Source organism: Cupriavidus sp. 05N39 (genome assembly GCF_056397325.1).
In genome coordinates, this window is sequence record NZ_JBFTNE010000164.1 from 1 (window position 1) to 10,564 (window position 10,564).

Sequence of the window (10,564 nt, forward strand, 5' to 3'; positions counted from 1 at the left end):
TCCTCCGGCTGCCCCCACCTCCCCAACGCAGTCCTCTGCCGCAACCACTCGGCAACGCTAGCGTCATCGACCATAGGCTGATTAGGTTCGGTAGCAAAATACCCCGGCGCAATGGCATTGACAGTCACACCATCCCGCCCGAGATCCGCCGCCATTGCCCGGGTAAGCGCATCCAGCCCCCCCTTGGTAGCGGGATAGAGCACGTCATTGGCACGCGCCACCTGCCCCGCGATCGAGCTGACATTGACAATGCGTCCATAGCCGCCGCGCCGCATCAGTTGCGCGGCGTGCCGGCACAAGGCATACGGCGCCACCAGGTTGGTCTCCAGCATCTCGCGCAGATCCGCCGCGTCCAGATGCGCCATATTGCTGCGCTTGCGCGCGCCGGCGTTGTTGACCAGGATATCGAGGCGGCCGTGCACGGCGTCGACGTGGGCAAAGGCAGCGTCGACCGCCGCTTCGTCGGTAATGTCTAGCACCAGTGGCTCGGCGCTGCCGCCGTGCCGGGCGAGCTCGGCCGCGGCGGCATGCACGCGCTCGGCATTGCGCGCCGCAACGATCACGTGCGCGCCGGCTTGCGAAAGGGCGGCGGCAATCGCCAGGCCCAGGCCTTGCGCGCCGCCGGTGACCAGCGCCACGCGGCCTTGCAGGGAAAAAAGTGAGGTAGCCATCCGGCGACTATACCGCAGCGCGCCGGCGGGGCGCTGCGGCCGGACCCTTCGCTCAGCGGATCAGTTTGCCCGTCGACGACACGATCGACATCTCCACGAATGACGACCCGGTATGCCGCGTCGGGCTATAGCTGATCAGGATCCCGCCCAGGTCAAAGTCGCGCAGGCTCTCCAGCGCGCCGACCAGCCGCTCGCGGGTCAGATCCGGCCCCGCGCGACGCAAGCCCTCCACCAGCACCTTGGCCGACATAAAGCCCTCCATGCCGGCATTGCTGGGCTCCACGCCTTGCTGCCGGGCCTGGCTGCGATATTCGCTGGCAATGCTCATCTGGCTGGAATTGGTGCCCGGCACCACCTGCGTGATGATCAGCCCGCGCGCGTCCTCGCCCAGCTCCTTGATGAAGGAATCGGCCGCGTTGTTGGACAGCGTGACGAACTGCGCCTGGCTGCCGCCGCGGCGCAGTTCCTTGATCAGGCGCGCGGCCTCGGAGCCTGAGCCGATCACCAGCACGGCCTGCGGATTCGCCTTGTTGATGGCGGTGACGCCAGCCTGGATATCGCCCATTGGGCGGGCAAACGAGGCGCTTGCGGCAGGCTGTACGCCGCGCGCCTGCAGCGCGGTGCTGAAGCCCTCGAACACGTCCTGGCCAAAGCCGTCATTGGCGTAGAAGATGGCGATGCGGGTCATGCCCGTGGTGGCAAGATGGTTGATCGCGCGGGCGACTTCATCCTGGTATTTGGCGCGCACGTTGAATACGTAGCGGCTGACCGGACGATGCAGCGTGATGGCGCCGGTAAGCGGTGCCACCAGCGGCACCTTCTCGGCCTGGATGATGGGCAGGATGCTTTCGTTCTGCGGCGTGCCGCGCACCATGAAGAGCGCGAACACCTTGTCCTCCTGGACCAGCTTGCGCACATTGTCGGGGGTGCGCTTGGCATCGAAGCCGTCGTCGTAGGTCACCAGCTCGATCCGGCGGCCTCCCACGCCGCCGTTGGCGTTGACCGTCTTCAGGTAGACCTGCGCCCCGGCGATCTGCTCCTTGACCGAGCCCGCCACCGGCCCTGTCACGCCGGCCGACTGCCCGATCCGGATCGCGGTCTTGCTGACCCCCGGCTCCGCCTGCGCCACCGGCGCGCCCAATCCCAGCGCCGCGGCCAGCAGGCCGCACGCGATCCATTTTGTTTTCATCTCCGACCCCTCGTTCGCTTACGAATCTTTTGCTTTGTCATGCGCGCCACGAATGGGCGCGGCGACAAGCAAATTACCTCAAAGCGGCGCCATTCTGCAAATCGCTGTTGCAAAAGTCATCACAGCGGCATCGAACGGCAGCTCGGGAAGGAATCGGGTATGGCAGGGAAAAGCAGGGTCGGAGCGCACAAGGGCAGGCGGCCCGCAGGCCGCCATGCCCCCGCATTGGCCGGTCCCCGTTCAGGGGAAGGCGGGTATGGCCGGGTCCATCCCGGCGAAGCGGGCTTCCGGATGGGACTGTTGCAGCAGCGCTTCGATTTCCTCAACGCGGCCACGCGGTACGTCCACCATCAGCAGGATCTTGCCTTCCTCAATGTCTTTCTCGAAGGTCTTGTGCCGGCTGTTGGGCGCTGAGCAGCCGATCATGCTGGACGCCCAGGCGCCGAACACCGCGCCGAGCACTGCCAGCACACCGACCAGGCCCCATTGCGGGGTCTCGCTGACGATGGGAAACAGGGCGACCAGTGCCCCGGCCACGATGCCGATGCCGCCGCCAACCATCAGGCCCATTTCCGCAGCATGCACGATGTCGGAAGTCTGGAACAGGTTGGCTTCATGCAGGCCAGTCATATCGGCGCCATCGCGCGCGATGAAGTGGATATGACTGTTCTCGACGCGAGCCAGCAGCAGATCGTCCATGGTGCGGCGGGCGCTCGCCAGATCGGGCAACAACCAGAAGATGCGTTTGCGCATGACTCTCTCCTCGCTTCAGGCCGTTTCGCGGCCATTTCGGGTCATCCCGGCAGCGGTGTGCATGCGGAGTCGCCTTCACGCAGTCACGGAAAACATGGAGGTGGAGGTGCATCCGTATCCGCCCAGGGGACGGGGTAACTCATTTGTACGCCAGTCGCGCGGCAAGCGCAAGGCGATGACCACGGCATGCCTACCGCGCATCACGTGGCGTCTCATCCGTCGAATTCGCGCATGTCACCAGCCCTCAGAAAGTGATTGGCAGGCGCACCGTGACCTGCAGATCCGGGGTATCGCGCGTCAGTCCCGCGCCGACCGATACATTCAGCGTATAGCGGCTGTTGAAGCGATACGAATAACCCACCAGCAAGGTGCCCTGCGTGATGCGCACCGAGCCGGGCACGGTCTGGCCATTTTGCTTGGTCGGCCAGATGATGCTCTGGTCGTAGCCGATACTGAACGACGCATGCTCGTTGAGCGACAGGCCCATGCCGAAGTTAAAGCCAAAGATATCGCCCGGCGCGATCTTGCCGAGATTCTCCTGCTGCCCGTTGAGCACGGTGCGGCTGACATTGTCCCGCGCGAAGTTGTGCAGGTAGCTGAAGGTACCGAAGAACACCGCCGGATCCGTGGGCAGCAGCCACGTAATGCCCGGCTGTATCGCCTGGAAGCCGGTGCCGGTGGGCAGCCCGAGCGGCAAGCCCGTGCCGGTTGTATTGCCCACGCAACGTGTCACGCAGTCGGTCACGACGTCGAAGGGGCTTTTGCCGGTATTGGACTTGTAGCGCAGCCAGCCGATGAAGTACGGCATTTTCTCGTTGCCGTAGTTGAGCTGGTAGCGCACGGTGGCTTCCACGTCGCCCAGGCCCTGGCCACTGGCATTAAAGACGTTGTCGACCGCTGTGCCGGTAAAGACTTCGCGGCTGATGGTGGAGCCCGAGGTCTGCACGTAGGGCACCTTGACCTCGAGTTCGAGCCGCTTGGTCACGCCATAGCGCAGCGCAGCCTGCTCGATATAGGTTGAGGTCTTGACCTCGCGGACATCGATCAGCCCGATCAGGATGGCGGGAATGATCGTGTAGCCGACCAGCGCCACACGGTTGTTCGACGAATAGCCATACTGAAAGCTCGGCTCGAGCACGAACTTGCCCGCGGGCGTGAGTACGCCAGGCTGGTCGAAAATCGGTGCAATCGCAGGTGGAGCGGTGTCGGCCTCGGGCGGTTTGCCCACCGGCTGCTCGTCGCCGGCCTGCGCAACCTGGCTGTCGGCTGCTGGCTGTGCCGGCGTTGCGCCTTGCTGCGCCTGCGTGGCGCCTTCCTGCGGCACATTGGCGGTATTAGGCAGGGCTTGCGTGCCTGCCGCGCCGGCGGCGGCCGCCGCGGCATTGGTGGCGGTGTCGCCGGGTGTCACGCCGCCGGTGCCTGGCGCGCGCTGGCCGCCGCGCTTTCTCGCCAGCACTTCGGGACCCAGCACACTGCGCAACTCGCGGATGGTGGCCTCTTGTTCCGCCATTGCCCGCTTCATCTGCTCCAGTGTCGCGGCCTGCTCTGTCACCTCGCGCTTGAGCGCATCCAGCTTCGCCGCCGTTGGTCCCTCGTCAGGCGGGGTCTGGCCGTGTGCCATCCCGCCCAGCAACAGCAATGTCGAGCACCCTGCCTGCCGGATGCCGCGCAGCGACTTTTTATTCATTTCGCCTTCCTCCCCCGGACGGCGGACTGCTTCGTACAGGAGTCCGCAACCTGCTTAACGCATACTGCCCCTCTCGTTGCACGTACTACCAATCGCCTGCAGGTATTCAGTGCCGGCTCGCGGCACTCTGCAATGCACTGTTCAATGCTGAATTAGCCACCTGGGCGCGGAATGCCTGCAGGGTGTTCACGCCTGCATTGATGGTCACCAGGTTCTGGATCGACTGGTTGTTCAGCGAGTTTTGAATCACCGTGGCAGGTGTGCCTGCCAGCATGCTGGAGGCGACGCTATTGCCCGGCCCGTTTTGTATCAGGCTTAGTGCGCCGTTGGTTGTCACCACGGCGCCACCCGCCGCTATCGCCGTGGCAGGCAGGCTGGTCACCGATGCGCCCGGACTGCCGGTCGCGCTGGCGCTGGTGCCTGTACTGCTACTGCTGCTTCCCGTGCTGCTGCTGCCATTCGCGCCGGTCGCGGTTACCGGGTTGCCGGCCAGCGCGTTGTTCACGGCTGCGCTGGCCATGGCCGCCGCACCTGCAGCCCCACCGAGCGCCGTGGCCAGGCGGCTGGCCTGGTCGGCGGTGATGCGGCTCACATCGGGAATAGTAAGGCTGGTTGCCACCACCAGGGCACCGTTGATGTACACGGCGCGTTCGATACCGAACGAAACTTGCAAGCCGGCGCCCACGTCGAACCCGCCACGCAAATCGTCAAGCCGCTCTTGCGCGACCGGCTTCCAACTCGCCATGGTGCTGCGCGCGGCATGTGTGGGCGATGTTCCGACAGCCGCCAGCGTCACGGCAGGCGTTGCCGGGGCAGCGGCGCCGGCTGCATCTGGCGACTGGCTCGCGGCGGCGAAACCGCCCCGCAGGTCTTCCAGCCGTTCCGACGCTACCGGCTTCGGCGCGCCCGCGCTGCTGCGTACCGCAAGCCGGCGAGGCGCGCTGGCGGCGGCCAGGACGGGATTGCCGGTTTCGGCCTGCCGCTCCACCGGCGGCGCCAAGTCGGCAGCATCGGGGGCATCGGCCGCGCCGAGGGTGGCGCGGCCATCTGCCGGACGGTCAGCCGGCTCCGCCACGGCGAGGGGGTCTTGCGAGACCGGCGTCCGGCCGGCCATGCTGCCAAGTGCCGCAGCCAGGTAAGGGTTGTGGGTTTCCGCCTGCATTGCGGGCGGTGCCGTGAAGCCGGCAGGGTCGGTCGCACCGAGCGTGCCGAGCGCCTCGATCCCCGTGCCTTCGTCGGCCCGCACCGGCCCGGCGCAGGCAAGGCCCGCGCCGAGCAACATGACGGCAGTGGCCGAACCGGCGCTACTGCGGCGATGCTGCGCGGACTTTGAGGATGTCTGGAACATGGTACGTTCCTTAGAAGTCGCTACCGCCATGCGAAGGCATGACGGTGAAGAACAGACTATCCCGGTTGATACCCATCGAATAAGGGCCGCTCGGCGCTACACGCCAGTCGGCCGCCAGGTTGAAGCGAGCGGATTCCTCGCGGTTGTGGATGACGAACAGCAACTGGCTGTCCCAGATCCGCTCAAAGTGCTCACGCGACAGCGCGCGCGTGCCAAGCGCCGGGTCGCCGACCAGCACACGGTCGCCGTGCACCCCCTTGACCACGACAAAATGGTGATACCCGTTCTCCACCACCAGTACGATGGCGGGGATCTGGGTTTCCTCCAGCTTGGACAGGGGCAATTCATAGCCATCGGCAAGAAAGCCGCGCGACTCCAGGAAGCGCTTCATGTCCAGCAGCGAGAACCCCTCCTGCCGGATCTTGGCCTGGTCGCCGTTGACATACATGTTCTGGAACACCGTCTGCTCACTGACCGGAAAGCCATACTGGTAAGTGAGCAGCGTTGCTACCGCGGCAGAGCCGCAACTGAAGTCGTATTGCTGGCGGATGGTGGTCTTGTACCGTGCCTCCTTGAGGCTGGTCACCCGCACGTTGTAGTAGTTTCCGCCATCGCCTGGCACGTATATGTAGTCGGCCCACGCCACGGACACGCCGGCCGAAGCCAGCAAGAGCGTAGCCTGCAGAAGCAGCTTTCGCAGCATCATGGCTTGAACTGGATATTGACGATGGTAGCGTTCTGGATCAGCACGTTGGCGCCCGAGTTCTGGATGACAGTGGGCAGACCCGCGGCGCTGGCGAAAGAGCCTTCGGCAATGCTGTTGGAGCCGCTGATCATGCGGTTCACGCTGTTATCCGCCACGGTGCCGCCGAGGCGCATGTCGTTGACCACCAGTTCGGATCCGCCGCGGATACCTTCGAGCTTGTCGCTGGCGACGGGTTTGCCGAGATCGGCAAAGATGCCGCGCCGAGCGCCACCCACCACGGCAGCGGGAGTCTGATCCGGCGCCGCCGCGCTGGTGTTCATGGCGGTTCCGGTGTTGGCCGCAGGCACTGCGGCTGATGGCCCGGCGGGCTGCGGCCCGGCAAAGGCTTGCAGGCCAGGCCAGACCAGGATTGCTGTCGTGACCAGGGTGACAGCGGAGCGGACCGATCGCATGTTGGTGTCTCCTTCAGCCTCTTGCGTGCCGTCCCCATCCAGACGATCACACCGGAAGCGAGTGGACGCTTCGTCGAATGGGCACCCCGGCAGCGCACGATGCGCCGGGATGCCCTGAGTTGCCGGAGTCAAGCTGTGCCGGCGGGACGTGCGCGCGGGCCATCCACCCGCAGCGCACGCCACCACCACGCACGCGCCTTACTTGCCGACCGCCAGGTTGGCCTGGACGTTGACGCTTTGTTGCACCAGCGAAGCGAAGCCGCTGTTTTGGTTGGCGATCATGATGCCCGCTGCCGACTGACCGACGCTGGTCATGGTGTTGGACATATTGAAGGTGCCAGCATCGACGTAGTTGGTGCCGCCGGCGCCGCCAGCTCCACCCACTGCGCCATTGCCGGTACCGCCAGTGCCGCCATTGCCCACGCCGCCAGCGCCACCGGCGCCGGAAGCCGCGCCAACCGCGCCAGCGCCTGCCGTTGCGCTGCCGTTGGTGGCCTGGGTGGTAGCACTGCCGTTGGCTGCGCTGCCGCCGCCGCCGCCGCTACCGGCCAGGCTGGTTTGGGTACCACCCGCGCCACCCGTGCCGGTGCCTGCGCCGCCGGAAGCCGTTGCCGCGCCGCCTGTGCCCGCACCACCTGCACCGCCAAGCCCGGTACCGGCACCGCCGGTCGGGCTGGATGCGCCGGATGTCGCCGCACCGCCTGCACCGCCGGTCGCGGTACCTGCGCCTGCCGTGGCTGTGGTCGTGCCGCCAGTGCCGGCACCGCCTGCACCTGCCGTGCTACTGCCACCGCCGCCACCGGCGCCAAAGCCCCAGCGGCCACCGTTGCCGCCGCTGCCGGCAGCCGATCCGCTGCTGCCGCCCTTGCCGGCACTCAGGCTGCCGGCGCTACCGCCGGCGGCACCTGCGCTGCCGCCCTTGCCGGAGCCTGCGAGGCTGGCACCCAGCGAGTCGCCGCCGGAGCCCTTGGCACTGCCGCCGCGGGCACCCACGCCGACGCTGGCGCTAAGCGCATCGCCGCCAGAGCCCTTGCCGTTGCCGCCGTCTCCGGCCCAGCCGATGGCCTTGCCGCCATTGCCGCCGTCACCAGCATTGGCGCTGCCGTTGCTGGCAGCACCCGCGGTGGCGCTACCGTTGCTAGCGGAACCGCCGCTACCGCCGCTGCCGCCGTTGCCGCTGTTGCCACCGTTGCCGCCAGAGCCACCGTAGCCGGCGCCGCCATGACCGGAACCGCCCTTGCCACCGGCGCCGCCATTGGCGTTACCGTTGTTGGTGGCGACATTGCCGATGTTGCCAATCGAAATGCCGCTCACCGAGCCCGAGAGCTTGCTGATGGCAATTGCCTTGCTGGTATTGAAGGAGTTGGTGAAAGCGGCGTTGGCCGTGCCGCCGTTGTTCGCGCCGGCATTGCCATAGCCTTCATCGAAAGTGACCCGGCCCCGGTTATCGGCGTTGTTCTTGGTTGTGGTATTGGTGGTGTTCCTGGTAGAAGTTTTGGTGGATGTCCTCGAGTGATAGCTGTTGTCTTGCGAGGCCGATGAGTTTTCGTTCGCCGCCGCGCCGCCGCCGGACTGGGTGGAAGTTGCAGTGGCTGTCTGCGTGGTACTGCGCGTTTCCTCGCCATTGTTGTTCGTCGGGTTAGCCATCGCCTGACCGCCTGCCCCAAGGGCCAAAGCAATCGCCGACGCAAGTAAGGTCTTTTTCATACAAAGCTCCCAGGAGAATTTCACAGCGGCTCAGCCTCTCGCCAGCGCTCGGGGAGAACGATGGCTGGAGGCCCGGGTCCGGCACTCGGCCAAACCAGCCTCTCTTTCCGCATAATCGGTGCCAGGCAAATGTCTCAAACTTGTAAACCCTTGCAATACAAGGGCTACAAAGGCATGCCCTCAACCTTTATCTGGCTTGCAGAGGACGCGCGGCGGTGCCGCCGCTGTGAACCGCACACGACATGTCACATGGCTGTGACAAGGCCCGACGCGCTACATGGCAGAGAGTTCCCCATGGCAGCGAAAACTCCGCCTGCTATCAGGCCTTTAGCGCGGTTCCCAAGGAAAACCCTAGGTTGCCCATGCTGTATCACGAGTGAAACACACGTCCCGCCGGTGCACTGGTCGTCGCTCGTCGCCACGTTCCCTACTTCGGATGAGACGCTGCGTGATAGCCCCGCGCGTCCGCCCCGGCGCGGTGGAAAGAAGACATTGCGAGGGATCAACACGCCGAATGCTGCATATCCGCTGCATGCACGCAACGCCCCAGGGCCATTCGGGGATCGAATAACGCACAACTGGCGACATGACTAGGCTCTATGTCTGATTTAAAGTACATTAAGGCTATCTGAGACTTGTCACCTATTCGCAAGGGAAACCATGAGTGAAGCCGTCGTTCCCCTGTATCACCAGATTTACGTGGTACTACGCCAACAGATTGTGGAAGGCCGTTTCGGTCAAGGCCCTTTGCCGGGCGAAATCGACCTCGCCAAGCAGTTTCACGCATCGCGCGTGACCATGCGCCGCGTCTTCGACCGCCTGGTGCAGGAAGGCCTGGTACGCCGCCATCGCGGCCTAGGCACATTCGTCAATCCGCACCCGATCAAGCCGGTTACGGTCGGCGACCGCCCCGGCAGCCTGCTCGACAACATCATCGACATGGGGCAGAAAACCTCGGTCAAGGTGATATCGATCGACGACGTCCACGCCACCCCGGAAGTCGCCGACGCGCTCGGGCTGCAACCAGGCGACCCGGTGGTCAAGGTGGTGCGCGTGCGCCACTATGGCAGCCGCCCGCTATCGCATATCACCACCTATCTTCCGGCCGACCTGGGGCGCGGCCTCAATCGCAAGGATCTCGAAAGCACGCCGATGCTGCGCCTGCTCGAAGGCTCGGGCGTGCAGCTGGGGCGCGCCAGCCAGACGCTGTCGGCCCGGCTGGCCGACGTGGTGGTAGCGCCATTGCTTGACGTGCCCGTGGGCGGCGCGCTGCTGGCGGTGCGCCGCGTGGTGCTGGACAAGGCTGGCCGCCCGGTGCAGTTCCTGCTCGGCCAATACCGGCCGGACCGCTATGAATACCGCATGGAGCTCTCCCCCGCGGGCGGCGACAGCGCCAATGTCTGGGTGGAAAGCGAAGCGCGAACAGGGCTGCGCGAGTAAGAAAAGCGAGCGATACTGCACGCTCACGATCTTTCCAGAAGGAAACCGCGATGCCTGCTCCCAGCACGGGCCGACCTTTCTCCCATGCGCTTGCCACCCCCTCGCGCCGCAAGGCGATGTACGGCCTGCTTGGCGCCGCCGTCAGTGTTGCGCTGCTAGCGCACGCGCCGGTAGCGCGCGCCGAGATCGCCGGCGGCAAACCCATCCGCATCCTGGTGGGGGCGCCCGCCGGGGGCACCACGGATACGCTGGCGCGCACCATCGCCCAGGAGATGTCCCGCGAACTGGATCAGTCCGTGGTGGTGGAGAATCGCCCGGGTGCGGGCGGCAATATCGCCGCCGACCAGGTGGCCAAGAGCGCGCCCGACGGCACCACCCTGCTGATGAGCTTCACCAGCCACACCATCAACGCCACGCTGTACAAGAAGCTGCCCTTCGACCCGATCCAGGATTTCACGCCGATCACGATGGTGGCCACCGTCCCGAGCGTACTGGTGGCCACGCCCAGCCTGCCTGCCAACAACATCCCGGAACTGATCCAGCTGGCCAGGAGCAAACCCGGCAAGCTGAACTTTGCGATCGGCTCGGTGGGTTCGTCGGTTCACCTGGCT

At 65.6% G+C, this 10,564-nt stretch carries 10 protein-coding genes; 2 read left to right on the top strand and 8 right to left on the bottom strand.

Going from position 1 to position 10,564, the window contains the following annotated elements:
• From AC1DN0_RS38805 to AC1DN0_RS38840, 8 genes are all read right to left on the bottom strand, one after another.
• The coding region (locus AC1DN0_RS38805; protein WP_477146499.1) for an SDR family oxidoreductase at positions 1–671 on the bottom strand (671 nt) is incomplete at its 3' end.
• Between the two features lie 52 nt (positions 672–723).
• Positions 724–1,860 (bottom strand): ABC transporter substrate-binding protein, encoded by a 1,137-nt coding sequence (locus AC1DN0_RS38810; protein WP_441626080.1) that lies wholly within the window; start codon positions 1,858–1,860, stop codon positions 724–726.
• A gap of 240 nt (positions 1,861–2,100) precedes the next feature.
• A complete protein-coding gene (locus AC1DN0_RS38815) occupies positions 2,101–2,613 on the bottom strand; it encodes a DUF1269 domain-containing protein (protein WP_441626082.1) in 513 nt (170 codons plus the stop codon).
• 244 nt (positions 2,614–2,857) lie between these two features.
• The gene (locus tag AC1DN0_RS38820; RefSeq protein ID WP_477102850.1) at positions 2,858–4,300 is read right to left on the bottom strand and encodes an acetate kinase; all 1,443 of its coding nucleotides are present in this window, start codon (positions 4,298–4,300) and stop codon (positions 2,858–2,860) included.
• A 106-nt stretch (positions 4,301–4,406) separates the two neighbouring features.
• On the bottom strand, positions 4,407–5,648 hold the full coding sequence (locus AC1DN0_RS38825; protein WP_441626086.1) for a hypothetical protein: 1,242 nt from the start codon (positions 5,646–5,648) through the stop codon (positions 4,407–4,409).
• A 10-nt stretch (positions 5,649–5,658) separates the two neighbouring features.
• Complete coding sequence (locus AC1DN0_RS38830; protein ID WP_045236394.1) at positions 5,659–6,354, bottom strand: C39 family peptidase; 696 nt, start codon at positions 6,352–6,354, stop codon at positions 5,659–5,661.
• Entirely contained in the window at positions 6,351–6,806 is a 456-nt protein-coding gene (locus tag AC1DN0_RS38835; RefSeq protein ID WP_441626088.1) for a hypothetical protein, read from the bottom strand. The genes AC1DN0_RS38830 and AC1DN0_RS38835 overlap by 4 nt, the downstream gene beginning before the upstream one ends.
• Before the next feature lie 198 nt (positions 6,807–7,004).
• Positions 7,005–8,513 (bottom strand): hypothetical protein, encoded by a 1,509-nt coding sequence (locus AC1DN0_RS38840; RefSeq protein WP_441626090.1) that lies wholly within the window; start codon positions 8,511–8,513, stop codon positions 7,005–7,007.
• A 660-nt stretch (positions 8,514–9,173) separates the two neighbouring features.
• On the opposite strand from AC1DN0_RS38840, the gene AC1DN0_RS38845 reads away from it, so the two are divergent.
• Both AC1DN0_RS38845 and AC1DN0_RS38850 read left to right on the top strand, forming a co-directional pair.
• Complete coding sequence (locus AC1DN0_RS38845; protein ID WP_441626092.1) at positions 9,174–9,953, top strand: GntR family transcriptional regulator; 780 nt, start codon at positions 9,174–9,176, stop codon at positions 9,951–9,953.
• Between the two features lie 50 nt (positions 9,954–10,003).
• The coding region (locus tag AC1DN0_RS38850; RefSeq protein ID WP_477146500.1) for a Bug family tripartite tricarboxylate transporter substrate binding protein at positions 10,004–10,564 on the top strand (561 nt) is incomplete at its 3' end.

What these genes read in the sequence shown, in the direction of transcription:
- AC1DN0_RS38835 (WP_441626088.1), bottom strand. Translation starts at nt 6,806, where the DNA reads ATGCGATCGGTCCGCTCCGCTGTCACCCTGGTCACGACAGCAATCCTG.
- AC1DN0_RS38840 (WP_441626090.1), bottom strand. Translation starts at nt 8,513, where the DNA reads ATGAAAAAGACCTTACTTGCGTCGGCGATTGCTTTGGCCCTTGGGGCA.
- AC1DN0_RS38825 (WP_441626086.1), bottom strand. Translation starts at nt 5,648, where the DNA reads ATGTTCCAGACATCCTCAAAGTCCGCGCAGCATCGCCGCAGTAGCGCC.
- AC1DN0_RS38820 (WP_477102850.1), bottom strand. Translation starts at nt 4,300, where the DNA reads ATGAATAAAAAGTCGCTGCGCGGCATCCGGCAGGCAGGGTGCTCGACA.
- AC1DN0_RS38815 (WP_441626082.1), bottom strand. Translation starts at nt 2,613, where the DNA reads ATGCGCAAACGCATCTTCTGGTTGTTGCCCGATCTGGCGAGCGCCCGC.
- AC1DN0_RS38830 (WP_045236394.1), bottom strand. Translation starts at nt 6,354, where the DNA reads ATGATGCTGCGAAAGCTGCTTCTGCAGGCTACGCTCTTGCTGGCTTCG.
- AC1DN0_RS38810 (WP_441626080.1), bottom strand. Translation starts at nt 1,860, where the DNA reads ATGAAAACAAAATGGATCGCGTGCGGCCTGCTGGCCGCGGCGCTGGGA.
- AC1DN0_RS38845 (WP_441626092.1), top strand. Translation starts at nt 9,174, where the DNA reads ATGAGTGAAGCCGTCGTTCCCCTGTATCACCAGATTTACGTGGTACTA.